Consider the following 20,663-nt stretch of genomic DNA (forward strand, 5'->3'; position numbering starts at 1 on the left):
GTGCGATGTCCGCCTACCTGGTCGACACGGATGTGATCGTTGCGGCGCGCAAGGGCAGCGCTGCGCCGGAGGGTGTGCGCACTTTTTTTGAACGGGTGGCGCCGGAAATGCGCTATGTGCCGGTACAGGTGATCGCGCAGTTGCGCGCAGGCATACAGCGCAGCTGGCGGCGCGAAGCGGCGCTGGAAGCACTGGCGCTGGAAGGCTGGCTGGAAGCAGTGCTGGCGGACTATGCGCCGCGGCTGCTGGAATTCGACCTCGATTGCGCCCTCGTGTGCGCCCGCCTGTGTGAGCGGGGCCATGCGCATGGCGTCGATGGGCAGATCGCGGCGATGGGTATCGCCTATGGCTTGACGGTGGTCAGTGGCAGGCTCGACAGTTTCGCGGCGCAGGGGCTGCGCCTGGAAAATCCGTTTCGCTGAGAATTATTGCGGCTTGTTGTCTTCGTCTGCCAGCGGATCTTCGAACGGGTCGGCGGCGGGGATCGTGTATTTCTCTTCGGCCCAGGCACCCAAGTCGATCTGCTTGCAGCGTTCCGAGCAGAAGGGGCGGAATTTGTTGGCTTCAGTCCATTCGACTTTGGCGGCACAGGTAGGGCAATTAACGACGGTCATGATGGGGCAAATAAGTAACAGTTAAAAATTACAGAGCGTGAGCTCGAATGGGACATCTTCTTCCAGCGGCTTGGGCTTCAAGTCGCCGCCCTGGGTAGTGAAGCGTACCCACAGCATGTATTTGTTGGCGGAAATTTCTGGGATGGCGCCGCTGCTTTCGTCCAGGCTCAGGCGCAGCATCTGGTATACCTTGCCTTGCAGCATTTGCTGGTAGCTGCCGCCATTGGCGATCAGTTTAACGGGTCCGCCGGAATCGCGCAGCAGGCGCAATACGAGGGCCAGCGCGTCGAACAGCGGGGCGAGCGGGGCGAACCAGGCGTGGATATCGGTCAAGCGCTGTTCCGAGCTGCGTTTTTGCCAGGCAAAGTAGGACGGCAAGTCGAATTCGCAGGCGCCGCCGGGGATGATGGTGCGGCCGCGGATGCTCATCAGCCATTCATTGTCGCGGATATTCTGGCCCGTCTTGCCTTGCGCCGCCACCAGGGCGCCGCTGACACTGTCGAGTTCGCCAAGGATGGCATCGAGCGTTTCCGGTTCCACATTTGGATTGCTGCGGTAACCGAGCAGGCTTTGGCGCTGGCGCTCGAGTTCTTGCAGCAGGTCGGACTTCAGGTCGGCGCGGCCAGCCACTTCGAGCATATCGAAAATAGTTGCCAAGGCAACATGGTGTTGCATTGCATGCTCTTGCTGGATGAAGAACTTGAATTTGTCGTACAGGTCTTCCAGCCGCAACAAGGTACGTATGCGTTCGTTGAAAGGGTATTCGTAGACAATCAAAATAATTCCCTTAAGTAAGGACCTGCAAACAATCCCGTGATTTTGAACCAAGCGTCGACAAATTACAAACGTTGCGGCCCGATTCCGGCCATTCTTTTTGAAAATGCCAGATATAAATCGTGCAACTGGGCAATCTGCGGCGCCAGGGCGACCAAATCGCCATTATTGTCGATCACATCGTCCGCCGCCGCCAGGCGCATGGCGCGCGTGGCCTGCGTGGCCATGATGGCTTTGACTTGTTCTTCCGATAAGCCATTGCGCGCCATCACGCGCGACACTTGCAGGCTTTCCAGGCAATCGATGACGAGCACCCGGTTGACGCGTTCCACCCATCCGCCGGACTCGACGAGCAGGGGAACGGCAAAGATCACATAGCTGCCCGTCGCTTCGGCGGCGGCCACCAGGGTCGCCTGGCGGATGCGCGGGTGCAGGATGGCTTCCAGTTTTGCCTTGGCGGCGGCGTCGGCGAATACGAGGTTGCGCATTTTTGTGCGGTCGAGGGCACCGCGCGCATCGGTGTAGTCGGGGCCAAATTCCGCCACCAGGGCCGGCATGGCCGCGCCATTGGGTGCCGTCAGGCTGTGCGCGATCTGGTCCGTGTCGACGATGGAGGCGCCCAGCGCGGCGAACTGGTCGGCCACGGTGCTCTTGCCGCAACCGATGCCGCCGGTGAGACCCACGCTGAAATACGGTGCGTTATGAAGTTGCATGTGTTTTTCCATAGGGGCAGTGTTGCGCGGGTCAGCTGGTCAGGCCCAGCGTGAGGCGCGACAGGGGCGTGCCGTACAGCAGCGCGATCAGGCCTGCCGCCGCCAGGTAGGGGCCGAACGGAATCGGTTTGTCGCGCCCCCGCTTGGCAAACACGATCAGGCCGATGCCGACCACGGCGCCCACCAGCGACGACAACAGGATGATCGTCGGCAGCATGGTCCAGCCCAGCCACGCACCGAGCGCCGCCAGCAATTTGAAGTCACCATAGCCCATTCCCTCCTTGCCTGTCGCCAGCTTGAAGGCCCAGTACACGGCCCACAGGGCCAGATAGCCGGCGGCAGCGCCGATGACGGCGTCCTGCAGGGGTACGAAAGTGCCATTGATATTGATCAGCAAGCCCGCCCACAGCAGGGGGAAGGTGAGGTCGTCCGGCAGCATTTGCGTATCGGCGTCGATGAAGGTCATGGCGATCAGCAGCCAGGCAAACACGAGCGTTGCCAGGCCCGTCCAGCCGCTGCCGAAGTGCCAGACCAGGAGGGCCGACAGCGCGCCCGTCAGCAGCTCGACCAGCGGATAGCGTACGGAGATCGGTGCCTTGCAGGCGCTGCATTTGCCGCGCAGCAGCAGATAGCTGATGACGGGAATGTTTTCCATGGCCGTGATGCGGTGGCCGCAAGCGGTGCAGTTCGAATGCGGCAGCATCAGGTTGTAGCGGTCCGTGTGCGGCAAGGGCAAGCCGCTTTCTTCCGCCACATAATTATCGGATTCGCGCTGCATCATTTTCGGCACGCGGTGGATCACCACATTCAGGAAGCTGCCGACGATCAGGCCGAACAGGGCGGCAACGAGGGCGACGGGCAGATTGCCGGGCGCGGCGAACAACAGGGTATCTTGCAGCATGGTGAACTTGTCTGAGGTGATGAATGTTGCCGTGCAAACATTGCCTGGCACTGCCGCAGTGTAAAACATCCGCCGGCACATGGGGACGTTTTAGGCGGGTGAATGGTCAAATCACGGCCCCCAGCTTGAAAATCGGCAAATACAGGGCGATCACGAGGGAACCGACGAGCACGCCAAGCACCACCATCAGCGCCGGTTCCAGCAGCGTGGAAAGGGTGGCCACGGTGGCGTCGATATCGGCCTCGATGATGTCGGCCGCGCGCGACAGCATGGCGTCGAGCGCGCCGGACTCCTCGCCGATCAGGGTCAGCTGCGTCAGCAAGGGAGGGAACACGCCGCTGTGTTCCATGGCCAGGGCCAGGCTGCCGCCGGCGCGGATTTCGCGTTCGATGCGCGTCGTCGCTTCCTGGTACAGCGCGTGGCCGGAGGCGGCGCCCACCAGACCGAGCGAGTCGAGCAGCGGTACGCCGGCGGCGAACATGGCGGCCAGGGTGCGCGTCCAGCGGGCGATCGCCGCTTTGCGCAAGAGGGAGCCGAACACGGGCAGGCGCAGCGCCCGCAGTTGCGTGTTGCGCCGCCACGCGGGAGAGCGGCGCCAGGCCAGGTGCAGCAGCACGCAAGCGAGCACGAGCACCGCCAGCAAGGCCAGCCAGTAGCGGACAACAAAGGCGGACACGCCCATGACGAGCAGGGTGGGCAGCGGCAAGGGCGCGCCGAAGCTGTCGAAGACCTGGCGGAAAGCGGGCACGACCACGCTCATGATGATGGCCGTGACGACGAAGGCGACAAGCACGATGGCCAGCGGATACATCAGCGCGCCGCGCACCTTCCGCCGCAGGGCGATGGCCTTTTCCTGGTGCGTGGCCAGGCGCGCCAACAAATCCTGCACGATGCCGGCCTGTTCGCCTGCCGCCAGCAGGTTGCAATACAGTTCGTCAAACAGCAGCGGGAACTGGCGGAAAGCCTGCTGCAGGCTGCTGCCCGCTTCGATGTCGTGGCGCAAGTCGCGCATCAGCGCCGTGATCGCGGGCTTGGCATGGCCCTTGCCGGCGATGTCGAAGGCGTGCAGCAGCGGCACGCCAGCCGCCATCATGGTCGACAGCTGGCGCGTAAACAGCGCGATATCCTTGCGCGTGATGGCCTTGCCGGGTGCGCTGCGCGCGGCCTGCACCCGGTTGGCCAGGATGCCCTGGCTTCTCAATATTGCTTTGGCAGCGCAGGCGTCGGCGGCGCGCAAGACACCATCGACCGGCTTGCCATGGCGGTCCGTGCCCTTCCACGCAAAGCGCCGCTCGGCCGCCATGTGCACCTCCTGCGATCACGATAGCAGCGTCAGGCAAAAGTACCAGCGGTGCTGGCGGCAAGCTTGATGTGGCTCAGCCTTTCGTGGTTTGCACTTCCGTCTGCACAACGGCCTGGGCCTTGACGTCGGCCGCATCCTCCTCGTCGCTGTCCGTGCCCTTGCTGATGCTTTCGCCATCGTCGCGGCGCAAGGTCCAGAAGGTCAGCGAGGACAGCACCGTCAGGGCGGCCAAGGTGAGGAAGGCGTGATGCAGGGCCGTGCTGAGCATGGCGCGGTCCGACTGCGGCATGTCGCCCAGGTACCAGCCCGTGATCAGCGAACCGAAGGCGAGGCCAAAGCTCATCGACAGTTGCTGCATCGAGCTGGCGATCGTACTGGCCATGCTCGAATCGTTCTTGTCGACGTCGGCATACGCGATGGTATTCATGCTGGAAAACTGCAGCGAATTGAAAAAACCCATGCACAGGCTGATGGCGACGATGACGTATAGGGACGTGCCCGCGCTCACCTGCGAAAACATGGCGATGGTCACGCCGATCAGCACGGTGTTGACGATCAGTACCTGGCGATAGCCGAAGCGGGCCAGCACGCGCGCGGAAATGAATTTCATGCCCATGGCGGCAGCGGCCGACGGCATCATCAGCAAGCCCGATTGCCAGGCGGGCAAGCCCAGGCCCAGCTGGTACAGCAGCGGCAGCAGGAAGGGCAGGCCACCCACGCCCAGGCGCGTGACGAAGCCGCCCACCACGGAAACGCGGAAGGTGCGGATCTTGAACAGGGTCAGGCGCAGCAGCGGGTGCAGCACTTCGCTTGAATGCCAGACATACGCGGCCAGCAGGCTGATGGAGATGAACAGCAGCACGGCAAACGAGGTACCGTCGATGCGGTGTTCGCCGAAAATTTCCAGCAGCCATGACAGCAGCGCGATACCCGTGCCGAACAACACGAGGCCGATCAGGTCCAGCGGACGGGGCTTGTCGCCATAGTAGTCGGGCATGTAGCGGTGCGCCAGATACAGCGCCGCCAGGCCGACAGGCACGTTGACGAAGAAAATCTCGCGCCACGACAGCCAGTGCACGATCAGCCCGCCGACCGTGGGCCCCAGCAGGGGACCGATCAACGCGGGGATGATGACGAAATTCATGGCCGCCAGCAGTTGCGACTTGGGAAAGGTGCGGATGATGGTGAGCCGGCCCACCGGCATCATCATCGCCGCGCCTACCCCTTGCAGCAGGCGCGCGGCCACCAGCATGGGCGCGTTCACGGACAGGCCGCACAGGATGGAGGCGAGGGTAAAGATGGCGACGGCGGCGGAAAACACGCGCCGCGTGCCGAAGCGGTCGGCCATCCAGCCGCTGATGGGAATGCACACGGCCAGGCTCAGGATGTAGCTGGTGACGACGGCTTTCAGGCTCAGCGGCGTAACGTTGAGGCTGGCGGCCATGGCGGGGATGGCGGTGTTGACGATGGTGGAGTCGAGTTGCTCCATGAACAAGGCGGTGGCGACCACCCAGGGAAGGTAGCTTTTAATGGGGGAACTGGTCATGGATGTGAGCCTGAGGAGGAGAAACGGAGCCGACAGTACGATGAATTGTCACATAAATGGCGCCCGCGTGCCGCCCGCGCCCGTCATTCTGGCAGCGTGCCGGGGGCTCAGTCCATGGAACATTTGTTCTATGGCAATAGATTGCGGGCAAGGCTAGCATGTGTTTTCTGACAGCGTCGGCCTCCTCTTTCCCGAAAGTCACACCACATGAAAAATGCACTTACGTTCCTTGTCCTGGGCGCGGCCCTGTCCGCATGCGGTGGAGGCAGCGATGGCGGCACGCCAGCGACGCCGGTGACACCGCCGGCCGTCGTGACGCCTCCCGTCGTTCCCGCCGACAGCGTGACGGTGGCGTCAGTTGCCGTGGCCAGGGACGCCGGCTTGAGCGTCATTGCCGGTGCCAGCGTCGATGAAAGCGTGTATGACGTGGCTGCCGATATCGGCGACACCTGGCGCATCACGTTCGACAGCGTCAAGAAAACCTACACTATCCGCGTGCTGTCGACGCAGTTCGGCTTGAGCGACCGCAGCGGCACGTTTACCGCGTCCACCAGCGGCAATCTCACCACTTATACGGCAACGGATTTCAGCGTCACCGTCGATGCGCGCACGCGTCTTTTGTCTGGCAACGTCAAATTGGGCAACATGGTCTCGACCGTCAGCGGCACCGGCTATGCGGTGGGTGACGTGGCCAAGCTGGCCGGCAACTATATCTTCCTGGGCGGCATGCGCAATGCCTCGAACGGCGGTGACCGTTTCAATCCGAAAGGCAGTCTCAAGATCGCTGCCGACGGGGCGGCCCAACTGTGCAATGGCGGCGTGTTCAATGCGCAAGGCGTGTGCTCGCCAGTATCGCCGCTGCTGGAAGCGGAAAACGCCAGCCTGACCCTGGTCAAGGATGCGAAGAACGGCTTGCTCGTCGCCCGCCAGGGCAGCCAGGACTTCGGCATCGTGCACGTGCATGCGGGGGACCGGGGGCTGGCGCTGTTCATCGACCGCTACAGCCGCAACCAGGAAAACGTCCTGCGCGTGGGCACCATCGTGGCGGCCAGACAGCAGAAAATCGGCATGGAAATCAATGGCAGTTATGCCTGTGCGGCGCAGGGTGGCACGACGGGCAAGATCGACATCGCCAGCAATGTGGCGACCATCACCAATAACGGCACGGGCAAGGTGCACGCGGAAAACGTGACCCTGAACAAGCTGGGCCTGGGTGCGCAAGCCGTCGATGTCGATGGCATCGCCGTGTTCAAGGACCCCGCCGACGTGCCGGCCGACTATTCGATGTTCATGCCCGTGTCATCGAGCATGGCCGTCGAATTTTCGACCGACCGCTCGTACATGGGCATGTGCCTGAAAAAATAATCGTTAGCGATTGATGCGATCCAGGGCCGCCAGCAGCGGGATGGCCGCATCGGCGATGCGCTCCAGGCTGGCCTCGCGCAGGGCGGCGGTATCCACCGTGTGGCCGGAGTCCAGCCCCGCCCAGCGCAGCAGCGCCGCACACGCGGCGGGCGTGTCGAACATGCCGTGCAAATAGCTGCCGAGGATTTGCCCGTCGCCCGATACGGCTCCTTCAGGACGGCCGTCGATGAGGAAGGCCGGCTGCGCCAGCGCGGCGCCATGCGAGACACCCATGTGGATTTCATAGCCTGCCACGGGCGCCTCGGCCGCGCCGGCAAACGCGCAGTAGCCGCGCACCTGTTCCAGCCGCTTGTCGCGCGTCAGCTCCGTCGCCATGTCGAGCATACCCAGTCCCGCCGACTCTCCCGCCGCGCCTTCCACGCCCAGCGGATCGCGTACGGACTGCCCCAGCATCTGGAAGCCGCCGCAAATGCCGAGCACCTTGCCGCCATAGCGCAGGTGTTTTGCCAGGTAGGCGGGCCAGCCTTGCTGCTGCAGCCACGCCAGGTCGCCGCGCGTGTTCTTGCTGCCGGGGAGGATCACCAGGTCGGCCGCTGGAATCGGCTGTCCCTGTTTGATGAATTGCAGGTCGATATCGGGATGGGCGCGCAGCGCGTCGACATCCGTGTGGTTGCTGATGCGCGGCAGTTGCGGCACCACCACCTTGAAGGCGCCGCGTTCGGCCTGCATGGCTTCGACGGCGTCCTCCGCATCGAGGAACAGGCCTTGCAGGTAGGGCAGCACGGCCAGCACGGGTTTGCCCGTCTGCTGTTCCAGCCACTCGATGCCGGGTTGTAGCAGCGAGATATCGCCGCGGAAGCGGTTGATGACGAAGCCAAGGATGCGCGCCCGTTCGCTGTCGGACAAACAGGCCAGGGTGCCGATGATGTGGGCGAAGACACCGCCACGGTCGATGTCGGCCACCAGGATCACGGGACAGTCGACGGCTTCCGCAAAGCCCATGTTGGCGATGTCGCGTGCGCGCAAATTGACTTCGGCGGGGCTGCCCGCGCCTTCGACGACGACGGCGTCGTACTGCTGGCGCAAGCGCGCGTACGAATCCAGCACGGCGCCCATGGCGATGGTTTTATATTGCTGGTAGTCGCGCGCATCCATCTCGGCGCGCACCTTGCCGTGGATGATCACTTGCGCACCCGTGTTCGACGAAGGCTTCAGCAGCACCGGATTCATGTCCGTGTGCGGCGCGATGCCGCAGGCCAGCGCCTGCAGGGCTTGCGCGCGGCCGATCTCGCCGCCGTCGCTCGTCACCGCGCTATTCAAGGCCATGTTTTGCGGCTTGAACGGCGCGACCGTCACGCCACGGCGTTTCAAGAGGCGGCACAGGGCTGCGACGACGGTGCTTTTGCCCGCGTCCGACGTCGTGCCTTGCACCATCAAGGCGGGGAAGGGACTCTTCATGCCTGCCGCTCTTTCTGATTCTCCTGCCACTGCGCGATGATGTCGCTGATCTGGCGCAAGCCTTGCGTGATGGCGGCCGGACCGGGCGAAAGAATGTCGGGCGACTTGATCTCGAACAGCATGTCATTGCGTATGGCGGGAATCGTATCCCAGCCCGGGCGTGCCGTCAGCTGCGCCGGCTGGAACTTCTTGCCGCACCAGGTGGCGATGATGATGTCGGGCGCGCGTCGCACCACTTCTTGCGGATCGGCGATGATGCGCTCTTTCGCGCCCGGCTGCGCGGACAATTCCGGGAAGGCGTCCGTGCCGCCGGCGATGTCGATCAATTCCGCCGCCCAGCCGATGCCGCTCATCAGCGGATCGTTCCACTCTTCAAAGTAAATCACGGGCTTGCGCGTCCAGGCTGCGGCGCGGGCCCGGGCGGCTGCGATGTCGGCGCGCAGACTGGCGACCAGTTCACGTCCCGCTTCCTCGCGCTGCACCAGTGCGGCCAGCACGCCGATCATGCGCAGGATGCCGTCCACCGTGCGCTGGTTGAACTGGTGCACTTCGATACCGGCTTTCACCAGGTCGCGGCAGATATCGGCCTGCATGTCGCAAAAGCCGATCACGAGATCGGGCTGGACGGCCAGGATGCGCTCCAGGCTGGAAGAGGAAAAGCCGCTGATCTTGGTCTTTTCCTCGCGCGCGCGCGGCGGACGCACGGTAAAGCCGGAAATGCCCGCGATGACGTCTTCGGCGCCCAGCGCATACAGCGTCTCCACGGCTTCCGTCGACAGACAGGCGATGCGCTGGTAGTGACTCGCTGCGTGACTCATGGCGCGGCCTTGGCGGCGGGCGTGTTGCGGCGCTGGCGGGCCACTTCCAGCTGTTCGCACATGGCGGCCGTGCCCTCGATCATGCGCGGGCCGGCGCGGTTCAGCAGGTCGCCGTTCAGGCGGAACAGGTTATTCTTGCGCACGGCCGTCATCGACGGGAAGGCGCGCCACATGGCCAGGCCGCCTTCGCTGCGCGGATCGCTTTTTTCGCTGGTGCCGAAGATGACTTCCGGGTCTTCCTGCAGCACGCCTTCCGGCGTGACGACGGGCGCCACCACCTTCATCGCGGCAAAGATATTTTGCGCGCCGCACACGCGCATGGAATCGCTGATGATGCTCGCGCCGCTCAAGGTATATAAAGGTTTGTCCCACACCTGGTAAAACACGCGCACGGGCGGGCGCTGCGTGTATTGCGCCGTCAGGCTGGCCAGTTTGGCGCGCAGCTGGGCCGCCGCCGGTTTGGAGGTTTTTTCCGTTCCCATCAGCTGCCCCAGGCGCTCCATGCTGTCGGGGATGTCGGCCAGCTTGCGCGGTTCGCTGTGATAGATGGGCACCTTCAGCTGGCGCAGCATGGCGATCTGGCGCTCGGCGCTGCCATGCATCCACACGACGATCAGGTCCGGCTTCAGGGCGATGATGCGTTCCATGTCGTACTGGCGGTTGTCACCCACTTGCGTGATCTTCTTTGCAGCTTCCGGGTAGTCGCTGTAGCTGACGACACCGGCGATCCTGTCGCCGCCACCGGCCGCGAACAGCAGTTCCGTCACATGCGGCGCCAGCGCCAGAATGCGCTGCGCCGGTTTTTGCACGGTGACGGTGTTACCGTCGTCGTCGCGCACGGTGATGGCGGCCTGCGCCTGCAGCGAAACCAGTCCGGCCAGTAGCAGTGCTGTTTTCAAGTGATTCATATGTGTTTCCATGTAGTGAGGGCCTGCTGCAGGCGCAGCCAGGAATGTTCGTCGGGGGGCAGGCCCAGGCGGATGCCATGGGCGGCGTGGCGGAACAGGCGCACCCAGATACCCGCTTCCGCCATGTGGCGCCAGAACGCCTCGGCGCGCTCTTCCTGCCACCACTGGAACAGCGCCGTGCCGCTGCTGGCGATGCCGTGCGCTGCCAATAGCTGGCGCAGGCGCTTGCCTTCGCCGCGCAGGCGCTCGCGCATCGCGTCCTGCCAATGCGTGTCGGCGAGGGCAGCCAGCGCCATGTGCTGCGCCGGGCCGCTGACGGTCCACGGGCCCAGCATGTCGGCCAGCTGTGCCAGCAAGGCTGGAGAGGCGGCGACAAAGCCCAGGCGCAGTCCCGCCAGGCCGAAGAATTTGCCGACGGAGCGCAGCATGATGAGTCCCGGCCGGGCAGAGTGGGAGCCCAGGCTGGCGCACGATTCCGTATCGCCAAACGCTTCATCGACCACCAGCCAGCCGCCGCGCGCGGCCAGTTTGTCCGCCCACTCCAGCAGCAGCTCGGGCGCGATGCGCTCGCCCGTGGGATTGTTCGGGTTGCAGACGACCAGCACGTCGCAGCGGTCGACCGCTTTGGCCAGCTGCGCATACGGCACTTGGCGCAACTGGTGGCCGTGCTGGCCCCAGTGGTGCGCATGTTCCGCATACGACGGCGCGGCCACCACCACGCGCGACGGCGCGCGCAGCCGGGGCAGGGCCTGGATGGCGGCCTGCGTGCCGGCCACGGGCAGCATGGCTGGCGCGCCGTAATACGCGCAGGCGGCAGCGGCCAGCGCGGGATCGGCTTCCGGCAGCCGGTGCCAGGCGTTGGCGTTCGGTGCTGGCGCTGCATACCAGTGCGGGTTGATGCCGGTCGACAGGTCGATCCAGTCTTCCAACGGCCTGCCGTATTCGCGCGCGGCGTCGTGCAGGTTGCCGCCATGTTCAAGCAAGGTATTTTCCCTTCAGGTAGAACAGGCCTGCCAGCAGCGCCATCCAGGTCAGCCACAGCACGGCCGTTTCAGCCACCAGGCGCCAGGCGCGGTCGATATCGCGCGCTTCGGCGGGACGGCCACTACCCAGCGGCGGGCGGCGTTCCAGTTCGCCGTCGTAGATGGCGTCGCCGCCGAGGGCCAGGCCCAAGGCGCCGGCGCCGCTGGCCATCACGGGGCCCGCATTCGGGCTGCCCCAGTTGGGTGCCTGGCTGCGCCAGCACTGCCACGCGCGTTTTTTGTCGGCCACGGTCTTGCCCAGCAAGACGTACGACAGGGCCGTCAGGCGCGCCGGCAGATAATTCAACAGGTCGTCGATGCGCGCGGCGCAGCAGCCGAACCAGTTGTAACGTGCGTTGCGGTAGCCCCACATGGCGTCCAGCGTGTTCGCCAGGCGGAACAGCACGGCGCCGGGGCCGCCCGCCACGGCAAACCAAAACAGGGTGCCGAAGACGGCGTCGTTGCCGTTTTCCAGCAGGGATTCGGTGCTGGCCTTGGCCAGGCTGGCCGCGTCGGCATTGGCCGTGTCGCGGCTGACGATGCGCGCCGTCAGCAGGCGCGCGTTGTCCAGGTCATCGATGGCCAGGGCGTCGGCGATCGGCTGATTGTGGTCGCGCAGGCTGCGTAAACCCAGGCATAGATAGAGCAGGAAAACGTGGAGGGCTGCACCGGCGAGGCCGCACAGCCAGTAGGCGGCATAGCTGATGGGCAGCACAACCAGCGACCACGCCAGCGCGCCGCGCAGGAAGCGCCCACGGCCCCGGTTCAGCAGGCACTCCAGCGCGCTGGCGAGGCGGCCAAAGCCCACCAGCGGATGCCAGCGGCGCGTCTCGCCCAGCAGCAGGTCGAGCAGCACGCCGGCCGCCATCAAAGCAGCCAGCATGGGCAGCGACAAGCCGCTCAGCATGGGCCGCCTTTCAGGTGCAGCGGCAGGCCGGCGGCGACAAAGACAGCCTTGTCGCACACGGCCGCCACGGCCTGGTTCAAACGGCCCGCTTCATCGGTAAAGCAGCGCGAGATGGCGCCGTAGGGCACGATGCCCATGCCCACTTCGTTCGACACGAGAACGAGGTCGCAGCCGGTGTCTTCGCTTTCGGCCAGCGCATACAGCAGGTGCGCGCGCTCGCTGTGGAACAGTTCAGGCAGGGCGATGTCGCCTACGTCCGGATAGGTTTCGCCGCTGGAAAACATCAGATTCGTCAACCACAGGGTCAGGCAGTCGACCAGCAGCAGCCGGCCTGGCAGTGCTTCCCGCAGGATGGCGTCGCCCAGGCGCAGCGGTTCTTCCAGGGTTACCCACTCGGCCGGGCGTTGTGCTCGGTGGTGCCTGACGCGCGTGGCCATTTCAGCATCGCCCGCCTGCGCGGTGGCGATGTAGATCACTTCCTTGCCGGACTCGCGGGCCAGCGTTTCCGCATGGGCGCTCTTGCCGGAACGGGCGCCGCCGAAGACCAGGGTGCGCGTCATGGCGCTGTTACCACTCGGTGCCGATTTGCGCGCCGATGCCGGCCGCATAGGCATGCTTGACAACGGCCATTTCCGTGACGGTGTCGGCGATGGCGATCAGTTCGTCCGGAGCGCCGCGGCCCGTGATGACCACGTGTTGCATGGCCGGGCGTTCCAGCAGGTCGGCGATGACTTTATGCACGTCGAGGTAGTTGTACTTGAGGGCGATATTGAGCTCGTCGAACAGCACCAGGCCGTAGCTGGGGTCGGCCAGGAAGGTCTTCGCCTGTTCCCACGCCAGTTCGGCCTTTTCGATGTCGCGTTCGCGGTTTTGCGTTTCCCAGGTATAGCCTTCGCCCATCGCATGAAAACTGATTTCATCGGGGAAGCGGCGCAGGAATTTTTCTTCGCCCGTCGACATGGCGCCCTTGATGAACTGAACCACGCCCACTTTCATGCCGTGACCCATGGCGCGGATGGCCATGCCGAAGCCGCTCGAACTCTTGCCCTTGCCATTGCCCGTGTTGACGATGATGATGCCGATTTCCTTGTCGGCCTTGGCGATGGCCGCGTCGATGATGGCTTTTTTGCGTTCCATGCGTACGCGGTGGCGTTCGTTGATGGCCGCGGTGTCCGCATCGATTGTCTTCTTGTCGCTCATGTCAGTCCTCTTTCGGTATGAATATCTTGCGTTTGCCGTGATCGATGATCTCGATCGGGTGACCCAGGTAGTCGCCCAGGATGGATGCCCGCATTACCTCGGCCACTGGACCGGCCAGCCAGCCGCCGTCGCCCATCAGCAGTAGCGCATGGGTCGAGACGCTGTGCGCCAGGTTCAGGTCATGCCCCACCATCACCACGGTTTTATTCTGTTCGCGGCACAGCTTTGACAGCAGGCCCATGACGCTGACCTGGTGCGCCAGGTCCAGCGCGTTGGCCGGTTCGTCCAGCAGAAGCAAGGGCGTGTCCTGCGCCAGCATTGCAGCGATTGCCACGCGCTGGCGTTCGCCGCCGGACAGGCTGCGCACGTCGCGCTCGGCCAGGTGTTCCACTTCCATCGACGCCAGCGCCGCCAGGGCGATGCGCTGGTCGTCGCTGCCTTCCCAGTAATGGTTGTCGTGATACGGGTGGCGCGCCGACAGTACCGTTTCGATGACGCGGTATGAGAACGCATCGTGGCGCGCCTGCGCCAGGAAGGCCCGTTCACGCGCCAGTTCGTCGAGCGGCCAGTCGACCAGGGCGCGGCCCTGTATGGTCACGTGGCCCGCATCCGGTTCGCGCAAGCCGGCCAGGGTGCGCAGCAAGGTGCTCTTGCCCGCGCCATTGCGGCCGATCACGCTCCAGCATTCGCCATCCTTGATTTGCCAGATGAGGTTTTCCACGAGAGAGCGCGTGCCTGCCTTCAGGCCGAGTTGGTAGGTACGTATCATGTGCGTCGCAACCGGTGCAGTTGGTACAGGAAGACGGGCGCGCCTATCATGGCCGTGACCACGCCGACGGGCAGCTGTAACGGTGCCAGCACGGTGCGCGCAAGCGTGTCGGCCAGTACGAGGAAGGTGCCGCCGGCCAGCGCGGCAGCCGGTATCAACAGGCGATGGTCGGGGCCGCAGGCAAAGCGCAGCGCGTGCGGCACGATCAGGCCGACAAAGCCCACGCTGCCGGCGCTGGTGACGGCGCTGGCCGTGAGCAGGCCGGAACAGAAGAACAGGCCCTTGCGCAGGGCGCCCACGCGCACGCCCAGGGTGCTGGCCGCTTCCGCGTGCAGCGCCATGACGTTCAGCGAGCGCGCGCAGCGCAGTGCGAAGACCAGGGCACCGGCCAGGACCAGCCAGGGCATCAGCCGCGCGGGCGCGCCGGACAGGTCGCCGATCATCCAGAACACCATGCTGCGCAAGCGGCTTTCCGGGGCGATGGAGAGCATCAGGGTGACGATGGCCATGCAGGCCGAGGCCAGGATCACGCCCGTCAGCAGCAAGAGCGAGGCGCCGCCTTCGGCCGCCGTGCCGCCGCGCAGGTCGCGGCGCGCAAAAAAGTACAGCAGCATGGACACCCCGACGGCGCCGGCAAACGCAGCCGCGTCGACGACCCACAGCGCGCACATGAACAGCAGCGCGGCCAGCGCGCCAACGGAAGCGCCGGCGGAAATGCCCAGCACGTACGGATCGGCCAGGGGATTGCGCAGCAGCGCCTGCATCATCAGGCCGGCCAGCGACAGTGCCGCGCCGGTGACAAAAGCGGTCAGCGCGCGGCCAAGGCGCAGGTCGAGCAAGGTGGCGGCGAGGGTATCGGTCTTACCCTGCATGACATGGAACAGGGCGGAAGGCAGGTCGGCGAGCGGAATCGCGATCGAACCGATCATGCCGGAGAAAATCAGGCTGGCAACCGCGCACACGATCAGCACCGTGAGGATCACGGTGGCGCGGTGGCGCATATTGCGGAAAAATGGGTGCATGTACTGCCTTAAAAACGGGGACTGCAGAACTGCATCTGCGGGCGACGGCATGCCATCGCCCGCAGCTTACATCATTACGACGCGGTTACTTCATGCCGTAGCGTACGCCAACGAAGAGGTTCGAGCGTGGCGTCGCATAGAAACGGCCCAGTTCATAGTCTTTGTTGGTGATGTTGTTCCAGCGTGCCAGCACCGACCAGTCGCGTGCGAACTGGTAGGTTGTGTACAGGTTCAGCAAGCCATAGCCACCGAGGGTGGTCTTGTTGGCAGGATCTGCAAAACGTTTGTCCGACAACTGCCATTCCGTACCGGCGGTCAAAGGACCGGTCGTGTAATCGACAGCGAAATTGGCGTGCTTTTTCGCGCGGAGTGTCAGTTGCTTGTCAATGGATTCATTGCGTGGATCTTGCAGGTCGATATTGCCACTGACGTTGAAGGCGCCGAACTTGTGCGCGCCAGCCAGCGTCACGCCTTCGAGCAGGGCTTTGTCGACATTCGTGCTGCAGCCATAGCCTGGTTTCCATCCAATAACTGGGCAAGCCGACACATAGTTGATCATATCGGTAATCTTGTTATGGTAGTAGATCGCGCTCAGTTGCGATTGGCCGTCGTTGTAGTGCAATCCAATTTCAGCATTGCGGCCTTTTTCTGGCTTGTTCGTGGGGGTGCCAAAATCAGGGTAGTAGAGATCGTTGAAGGTCGGTGCGCGGAAACTGGTGCCATAGCTGGCGTTGGCGCGCAAGGCATTGCTGAAACGATAGCCATAGGCGACGCTACCCGTGTTGTGCGTACCAAACGCCGAGCTGTCGTCGCGACGGCCGCTGATGCTGGCCAGGTGGGCGCCGCGTACCAGGTTGTACGATGCCGCGAAAGACTTTGTATTGCGTCCGCCGGACAGGCCTTTGGTCGAGCTCACGACATCTTCGTCACGGTATTCACCCAGTAATTGCAAAGTATCACGGCCAATGAGAATATCGTTTTGCCAGCTGATGTCAGTTTGCTTGGTGTCGAACTGGCTTCTGCCGGAGGAGCCGAGCGCGGAAACTGAGGTAAGTTTGTCCTTCGATTCTGCGTAGCGCAGCTCGCTGGTCCAGTTCGGCAAGAACTGGTTCTTCGTGAAGACAGAGGCGCTTTCCTGCTTATTGTAGTTGCGTGCGTCGAAGTTCAAGCCCGCATCGTATTGTGCATCCAGTTTGCTGTTCAGGAAAACCAGGCCGACGTCATGTCCCTTCGCCATCTGATAACCAAACTGGCCGCTGACGCTTTCTTTGTCGTAGCCGTCTTTATCGCCGTTATAGGAAGAATTACCAGGTTTGGTGGCGGAATAGCCATCTGATTTTTCCTTGCCCGCGGTCAGCGCGTAGCTGAAACTGTTGTTGCCACCGGTAGAGCCGGCAACGCTGGCTTCCACCTGGCGGGTGCTGTCGCGGCCGTAGCCGGCGAAGGCGGAAAAGCGCGTCGCGCCGTCGCCTTTCTTGGTAAAGATCTGGATCACGCCGCCGACAGCATCGGCGCCATACATGGTGCTCAGTGGGCCGTAGACGATTTCAACGTGGTCGATGCTCGACAGCGGCAGGGCGCTCCAGTTGGCAGCGCCCGATGTGGCGGAGCCAATGCGCACGCCGTCGACCAGCACGATATTCTGGTTGCTGTTCGCGCCGCGAATGAATACGCTCGAACTTGTGCCTGGGCCGCCATTGCGATTGACTTCGATGCCGCGCTGCTTTTGCAGCAGGTCGATCAGCGTACCGGCGCCCGAGCGCGCGATGTCTTCGGAGCTGATGGTCTGCGTATCGCTCAATACTTCGCTCAGATGCTGCGGGTAGCGGTTGGCGGTAACGACGATAGGATCGAAGGTGTCTGGCGTGGCTTGGGCGAAAGCGGCAGGCGCGGCAATGGCTAGCGCGAGCGACGTGAGGGCCGCGTGGCGGGAAACAGCATGGGTCATGATAATTTTCAGTAAGTAATATGCAACCAGCCGACGTCCCCGTAGGCCAGATTGAACAGAAGTGGGAACTGAAGATGACGATCGAAGATGGCCATGGGCCATTCGGATCGCGAACATCCCCGTTCGCACACTTCCACCTGTCCTGGCCGGTATCCGGGCTGGCAAGTACGGCTATCTCACCTTCCCATGCTCGATGATTGCAAGCACAGTGGTTGTCAGAGATAGCTTGTCGCCCGCTTCCCGTAGGGAGGGGCGACACTTGCTTACCGTTGCGGGGGCAGCACACGCTCGCCGCGATCGCGGCATCGTGTTTCCCGTTTAACTGCGCTCATGGACATGAACGCGGGCACCAAAACCCCGCCATTATACGTGCAGCAGGCATGGACTGACATGGTCGGCTGGACAATTCAATATCAGAAATCGACGACGACAGTCGCACCGTAGGCGATTTTATGGGCGGAATGGGCGGCCAGCAGGGCTGTTTCCTCCAATGGCAGCCGGGCTTGCAGTGCCGACAGCAGGCGGATGGTGCCCGCATGGCAGATGATGACGACCGTTTCGTGTTGTTCGCGCAACAGATCGCCTAGAAACGCGTCGACGCGGGCAGCCATCGCCAGCACGTTCTCGCCCCCGCCGGGGCGGTACCAGGCCAGGTCGGCAGCCCAGGCATCGATTTCCGCGCGCGCAATCGCGTGCCAGGGCTGCATTTCCCACGCGCCGAAATCCATCTCCGCCAGCCGCGCGTCGAAACGCAGGGCGCTCGCGGGCAAGTCCTGCGCCAAGGTCGTCGCCAGGCCGGCGCAGCGGCGCAGCGGACTGGCATACAGCGGTACATGCGGCGGCAAGGTTGCCTGCAAGCTGGCGCGCACCGTGGCCATTTCATGCGGCGCCACCGCCACGTCGCTGCGGCCATAGCAGGTACCGCTGGCCACCTGCGGCGCGGGGTGGCGGACGAGGATCAGGCGCATGCTTGTTCAGTAGAAGCGCAGTGGAGGCTGAAAGCTGGAGAGGATGGCCAGATAGACCGCCACTTCCGCCACTTGCTGCACGGCGCCCAGGCAGTCGCCCGTGTAGCCTTGCAGGCGGCGCTGGCATTTGCGGCCCAGCCAGAAAGCGGCAGCTGCCGCCACCACGACGGCAAAGACCAGCGTGGCCCAGTCGAATATCCCCAGAGCGCCGCAGGCGATGGCAGGCAGCAGGCCGCAGACGGTGGCGATGATGAATTCACCCGTACGCATTTCCTGCGCCAGGGGCTTGGACTTGCCTTCGTCGCGCGCGTAATCCATGAACCGGATCAGCGAGACGGCGGCCAGGCGGGACAAAGGATGGGCGATGCACAGGGTCGCCACGATGACGACGGGCGGCAGCGAAACCAGCGCCGCGCACTTGATGGCCAGCAGGCAGACGATGCCGATGGCGCCATACGCGCCGATGCGCGAGTCCTTCATGATTTCCAGTACACGCTCGCGCGTCAAGCCGCCGCCAAAGCCGTCGCACATGTCGGCGAAACCATCTTCATGGAAGGCGCCTGTCAGGTAAATGCCGGCGGCGACGGCCAGCAGCACGGCCACCGCAGAAGGCAGCAGCCAGCTGGCCAGCAGATACACGGCGCCACTGATGGCTGCCACCACCACGCCCACCAGGGGAAAGTAGCGCGAGGCGTGCTGCAGCCAGGCCGGCTCGAAACCCACCCAGCGCGGGATGGGCAGGCGCGTGAAGAACTGCAGCGCGATGAAGAATAGACGGCACTGGTGGATTGCGGCGGAAACGGGATTGGCCATGGTCTTAGTCTGGCGTGGACTTTTCGCTGACCTGGGCCGAGGCGAAGGTCGCCATCTCGCGCATGAAGTTGACTGCCGCGTGCAGCAGCGGCAAGGCCAGCGCCGAACCCGTGCCTTCGCCGAGGCGCAAATCGAGGTGCAGCAGCGGGCGCGCGCCAAGGCTGGCCAGCAGCTGGCGGTGACCGTTTTCATCGGAGCAGTGCGAAAACACGCAGTAATCGAGGATGGCTGGTTGCAAACGGGCTGCCACCAGCAGGGCGCCGCTGACGATGAAGCCATCGATCAGCAGAATCATGCGCCGTTCGGCCGCCTTGAGCATGGCGCCGGCCATCATGGCGATTTCGAAACCGCCGAAGGTGGCCAGCACGTCGAGCGGCTCATCGACTGCCGTGTGATGGGCGACGGCCGCTTCGATCACATGCTGTTTATGTAGTACGCCTTCTTTCGACAAGCCCGTGCCGGCGCCCACGCAGTCGGCGACCGGTGTTTGCGTCAGCTTGTGCATCAGTGCTGCCGCAGCGGTGGTGTTGCCGATACCCATTTCGCCAAAGCCCAGCACATTGCCGTCCAGGCTGGCGACCAGGTCCATTCCCGCCTGCATGGCGGCCAGACACTGTTCCTGGCTCATGGCGGACTCTTTGGCAAAGTTGCGGGTGCCGGGGCCTTGTTTTCGGTCAAGCAAGCCGTCGCGCGGGCCGAAATCGTGGTTTACGCCAGCGTCTACTATATATAAGGCGTAATCGTTCTGGCGGGCAAAGACATTGATGGCGGCGCCGTTGCCCAGGAAGTTTTCCACCATCTGCCAGGTCACGCTTTGTGGATAGGCGGAAATGCCTTCGGCGACGACGCCATGGTCGGCCGCGAAAACGATGATGGCGGGCTGGTGTAGCGCCAGTTGCGTACTTTGCTGGATCAGGCCGATCTGGCGGGCCAGGGTTTCCAGCATGCCGAGGCTGCCCAATGGCTTGGTCTTGCTGTTGATGGCATGTTCGAGTGCGCTGGCCAGGGCGGGATTGGCGGTGGGGCTGATGTGTGGGATAGGCATGGGAGTCTATGTGGATGAGGCAGGGTATGGTTGGCGCTACGATATCACACAGCAATATTTGCCCAACTGCAAAATAGCGCTTGCGGGGCGTGGACGGCTTTGCTATAGTTCGCCTCCCCAATGAGGCGCAGTCAAATGCGGCAGTTGAGGATCACCGGAAACGGCGATGCAGTAAAAAGAAGGTGTTGACGGACGTAGCGAAATGCTTCATACTCTTCCTTCTTCGCAGCTGACAAACACAACGCTTTGTCGATAGCGCGAAAGTAGTACCGAATACAGTTCTTTAACAATTAACAGTCGATAAGTGTGAGCATTTGATGTAAGTGCAGCGTCAATCTTCGGATTGGCGTAATACTTAAAATATATCAAATGTTCACAAGAAATAATGAAATAGGATACTTCTTTGGAAGTGGCCTGTCAGTTTTTTGAGTGAGCGACCCATCAGCAATGATGGTGCCGGTAAAACGGCAAAGTAACAGAGATTAAACTGAAGAGTTTGATCCTGGCTCAGATTGAACGCTGGCGGCATGCCTTACACATGCAAGTCGAACGGCAGCACGGAGCTTGCT

21 protein-coding genes, 1 rRNA gene and 1 riboswitch are annotated in these 20,663 nt (G+C 63.3%); of the genes, 3 read left to right on the forward strand and 19 right to left on the reverse strand.

Annotated features, from left to right (window positions below; all coding sequences use genetic code 11):
* Positions 1 to 5 precede the first annotated feature (5 nt).
* A complete protein-coding gene (locus VPH40_RS26670) occupies positions 6 to 422 on the forward strand; it encodes a PIN domain-containing protein (RefSeq protein ID WP_289900361.1) in 417 nt (138 codons plus the stop codon).
* A 3-nt stretch (positions 423 to 425) separates the two neighbouring features.
* On the opposite strand, the gene yacG is transcribed toward VPH40_RS26670, so the two are convergent.
* The 6 genes from yacG to VPH40_RS26700 form a co-directional block, all read right to left on the reverse strand.
* Complete coding sequence (gene yacG, locus VPH40_RS26675; protein WP_034748814.1) at positions 426 to 617, reverse strand: DNA gyrase inhibitor YacG; 192 nt, start codon at positions 615 to 617, stop codon at positions 426 to 428.
* A gap of 18 nt (positions 618 to 635) precedes the next feature.
* The gene (gene zapD / locus VPH40_RS26680) at positions 636 to 1,391 is read right to left on the reverse strand and encodes a cell division protein ZapD (protein ID WP_077399896.1); all 756 of its coding nucleotides are present in this window, start codon (positions 1,389 to 1,391) and stop codon (positions 636 to 638) included.
* A gap of 62 nt (positions 1,392 to 1,453) precedes the next feature.
* A complete protein-coding gene (coaE, locus tag VPH40_RS26685) occupies positions 1,454 to 2,101 on the reverse strand; it encodes a dephospho-CoA kinase (RefSeq protein ID WP_099665417.1) in 648 nt (215 codons plus the stop codon).
* 31 nt (positions 2,102 to 2,132) lie between these two features.
* Positions 2,133 to 3,002, reverse strand: coding sequence for a prepilin peptidase (locus VPH40_RS26690; protein WP_289900359.1), 870 nt, complete (start codon positions 3,000 to 3,002; stop codon positions 2,133 to 2,135).
* A 106-nt stretch (positions 3,003 to 3,108) separates the two neighbouring features.
* Positions 3,109 to 4,305, reverse strand: coding sequence for a type II secretion system F family protein (locus VPH40_RS26695; RefSeq protein ID WP_305054628.1), 1,197 nt, complete (start codon positions 4,303 to 4,305; stop codon positions 3,109 to 3,111).
* A gap of 73 nt (positions 4,306 to 4,378) precedes the next feature.
* Positions 4,379 to 5,851, reverse strand: coding sequence for a DHA2 family efflux MFS transporter permease subunit (locus VPH40_RS26700; protein ID WP_305054629.1), 1,473 nt, complete (start codon positions 5,849 to 5,851; stop codon positions 4,379 to 4,381).
* Between the two features lie 207 nt (positions 5,852 to 6,058).
* Here VPH40_RS26700 and VPH40_RS26705 point away from each other — a divergent pair, with 207 nt between their 5' ends.
* Positions 6,059 to 7,216, forward strand: a complete 1,158-nt coding sequence (locus VPH40_RS26705; RefSeq protein ID WP_328574926.1) for a hypothetical protein — start codon at positions 6,059 to 6,061, stop codon at positions 7,214 to 7,216.
* Between the two features lie 3 nt (positions 7,217 to 7,219).
* Here VPH40_RS26705 and VPH40_RS26710 read toward each other — a convergent pair whose 3' ends face one another.
* From VPH40_RS26710 to cobT, 13 genes are all read right to left on the reverse strand, one after another.
* Positions 7,220 to 8,674, reverse strand: coding sequence for a cobyric acid synthase (locus tag VPH40_RS26710; protein ID WP_328574927.1), 1,455 nt, complete (start codon positions 8,672 to 8,674; stop codon positions 7,220 to 7,222).
* Positions 8,671 to 9,492 (reverse strand): ABC transporter substrate-binding protein, encoded by an 822-nt coding sequence (locus VPH40_RS26715; RefSeq protein WP_328574928.1) that lies wholly within the window; start codon positions 9,490 to 9,492, stop codon positions 8,671 to 8,673. The genes VPH40_RS26710 and VPH40_RS26715 overlap by 4 nt, the downstream gene beginning before the upstream one ends.
* Positions 9,489 to 10,400, reverse strand: coding sequence for a cobalamin-binding protein (locus VPH40_RS26720; protein WP_289919537.1), 912 nt, complete (start codon positions 10,398 to 10,400; stop codon positions 9,489 to 9,491). The genes VPH40_RS26715 and VPH40_RS26720 overlap by 4 nt, the downstream gene beginning before the upstream one ends.
* Positions 10,397 to 11,383, reverse strand: a complete 987-nt coding sequence (cobD, locus tag VPH40_RS26725) for a threonine-phosphate decarboxylase CobD (RefSeq protein ID WP_328574929.1) — start codon at positions 11,381 to 11,383, stop codon at positions 10,397 to 10,399. Before cobD ends, VPH40_RS26720 begins: the two co-directional genes overlap by 4 nt.
* A complete protein-coding gene (gene cbiB, locus VPH40_RS26730; RefSeq protein ID WP_328574930.1) occupies positions 11,376 to 12,329 on the reverse strand; it encodes an adenosylcobinamide-phosphate synthase CbiB in 954 nt (317 codons plus the stop codon). The genes cobD and cbiB overlap by 8 nt, the downstream gene beginning before the upstream one ends.
* Positions 12,323 to 12,889 (reverse strand): bifunctional adenosylcobinamide kinase/adenosylcobinamide-phosphate guanylyltransferase, encoded by a 567-nt coding sequence (gene cobU / locus VPH40_RS26735; RefSeq protein WP_289919534.1) that lies wholly within the window; start codon positions 12,887 to 12,889, stop codon positions 12,323 to 12,325. The genes cbiB and cobU overlap by 7 nt, the downstream gene beginning before the upstream one ends.
* 7 nt (positions 12,890 to 12,896) lie before the next feature.
* Positions 12,897 to 13,529: a cob(I)yrinic acid a,c-diamide adenosyltransferase gene (gene cobO / locus VPH40_RS26740; protein WP_099665407.1), complete on the reverse strand. Its 633-nt coding sequence runs from the start codon at positions 13,527 to 13,529 to the stop codon at positions 12,897 to 12,899.
* A 1-nt stretch (position 13,530) separates the two neighbouring features.
* Positions 13,531 to 14,298 (reverse strand): ABC transporter ATP-binding protein, encoded by a 768-nt coding sequence (locus VPH40_RS26745; protein WP_328574931.1) that lies wholly within the window; start codon positions 14,296 to 14,298, stop codon positions 13,531 to 13,533.
* Positions 14,295 to 15,320 (reverse strand): FecCD family ABC transporter permease, encoded by a 1,026-nt coding sequence (locus tag VPH40_RS26750; RefSeq protein WP_305054639.1) that lies wholly within the window; start codon positions 15,318 to 15,320, stop codon positions 14,295 to 14,297. The genes VPH40_RS26745 and VPH40_RS26750 overlap by 4 nt, the downstream gene beginning before the upstream one ends.
* 85 nt (positions 15,321 to 15,405) lie before the next feature.
* Positions 15,406 to 17,268 carry a TonB-dependent receptor domain-containing protein gene (locus VPH40_RS26755; RefSeq protein WP_328574932.1) on the reverse strand — a complete coding sequence of 621 codons (1,863 nt, stop codon included), beginning with the start codon at positions 17,266 to 17,268 and terminating at the stop codon, positions 15,406 to 15,408.
* A 127-nt stretch (positions 17,269 to 17,395) separates the two neighbouring features.
* A riboswitch (cobalamin riboswitch) is annotated at positions 17,396 to 17,637 on the reverse strand.
* A 44-nt stretch (positions 17,638 to 17,681) separates the two neighbouring features.
* Positions 17,682 to 18,236, reverse strand: coding sequence for a histidine phosphatase family protein (locus tag VPH40_RS26760; RefSeq protein ID WP_328574933.1), 555 nt, complete (start codon positions 18,234 to 18,236; stop codon positions 17,682 to 17,684).
* A 6-nt stretch (positions 18,237 to 18,242) separates the two neighbouring features.
* The gene (locus VPH40_RS26765; RefSeq protein WP_328574934.1) at positions 18,243 to 19,049 is read right to left on the reverse strand and encodes an adenosylcobinamide-GDP ribazoletransferase; all 807 of its coding nucleotides are present in this window, start codon (positions 19,047 to 19,049) and stop codon (positions 18,243 to 18,245) included.
* Between the two features lie 4 nt (positions 19,050 to 19,053).
* Complete coding sequence (gene cobT, locus VPH40_RS26770) at positions 19,054 to 20,094, reverse strand: nicotinate-nucleotide--dimethylbenzimidazole phosphoribosyltransferase (RefSeq protein ID WP_328574935.1); 1,041 nt, start codon at positions 20,092 to 20,094, stop codon at positions 19,054 to 19,056.
* A gap of 484 nt (positions 20,095 to 20,578) precedes the next feature.
* On the opposite strand from cobT, the gene VPH40_RS26775 reads away from it, so the two are divergent.
* Positions 20,579 to 20,663 (forward strand): 16S ribosomal RNA (locus VPH40_RS26775); the annotation flags it as partial.

The organism is Janthinobacterium sp. P210005 (assembly GCF_036231865.1).
Classification (GTDB): Bacteria; Pseudomonadota; Gammaproteobacteria; order Burkholderiales; family Burkholderiaceae_D; genus Janthinobacterium; species Janthinobacterium kumbetense.

Coding starts and splice junctions, on each gene's coding strand:
- cobO (WP_099665407.1), bottom strand. CDS start 13,529: ATGAGCGACAAGAAGACAATCGATGCGGACACCGCGGCCATCAACGAA.
- VPH40_RS26695 (WP_305054628.1), bottom strand. CDS start 4,305: ATGGCGGCCGAGCGGCGCTTTGCGTGGAAGGGCACGGACCGCCATGGC.
- coaE (WP_099665417.1), bottom strand. CDS start 2,101: ATGCAACTTCATAACGCACCGTATTTCAGCGTGGGTCTCACCGGCGGC.
- cobU (WP_289919534.1), bottom strand. CDS start 12,889: ATGACGCGCACCCTGGTCTTCGGCGGCGCCCGTTCCGGCAAGAGCGCC.
- cbiB (WP_328574930.1), bottom strand. CDS start 12,329: ATGCTGAGCGGCTTGTCGCTGCCCATGCTGGCTGCTTTGATGGCGGCC.
- VPH40_RS26755 (WP_328574932.1), bottom strand. CDS start 17,268: ATGACCCATGCTGTTTCCCGCCACGCGGCCCTCACGTCGCTCGCGCTA.
- VPH40_RS26705 (WP_328574926.1), top strand. CDS start 6,059: ATGAAAAATGCACTTACGTTCCTTGTCCTGGGCGCGGCCCTGTCCGCA.
- VPH40_RS26715 (WP_328574928.1), bottom strand. CDS start 9,492: ATGAGTCACGCAGCGAGTCACTACCAGCGCATCGCCTGTCTGTCGACG.
- VPH40_RS26765 (WP_328574934.1), bottom strand. CDS start 19,049: ATGGCCAATCCCGTTTCCGCCGCAATCCACCAGTGCCGTCTATTCTTC.
- cobT (WP_328574935.1), bottom strand. CDS start 20,094: ATGCCTATCCCACACATCAGCCCCACCGCCAATCCCGCCCTGGCCAGC.
- VPH40_RS26710 (WP_328574927.1), bottom strand. CDS start 8,674: ATGAAGAGTCCCTTCCCCGCCTTGATGGTGCAAGGCACGACGTCGGAC.
- VPH40_RS26750 (WP_305054639.1), bottom strand. CDS start 15,320: ATGCACCCATTTTTCCGCAATATGCGCCACCGCGCCACCGTGATCCTC.
- VPH40_RS26690 (WP_289900359.1), bottom strand. CDS start 3,002: ATGCTGCAAGATACCCTGTTGTTCGCCGCGCCCGGCAATCTGCCCGTC.
- VPH40_RS26720 (WP_289919537.1), bottom strand. CDS start 10,400: ATGAATCACTTGAAAACAGCACTGCTACTGGCCGGACTGGTTTCGCTG.
- VPH40_RS26700 (WP_305054629.1), bottom strand. CDS start 5,851: ATGACCAGTTCCCCCATTAAAAGCTACCTTCCCTGGGTGGTCGCCACC.
- VPH40_RS26745 (WP_328574931.1), bottom strand. CDS start 14,298: ATGATACGTACCTACCAACTCGGCCTGAAGGCAGGCACGCGCTCTCTC.
- VPH40_RS26670 (WP_289900361.1), top strand. CDS start 6: ATGTCCGCCTACCTGGTCGACACGGATGTGATCGTTGCGGCGCGCAAG.
- VPH40_RS26760 (WP_328574933.1), bottom strand. CDS start 18,236: ATGCGCCTGATCCTCGTCCGCCACCCCGCGCCGCAGGTGGCCAGCGGT.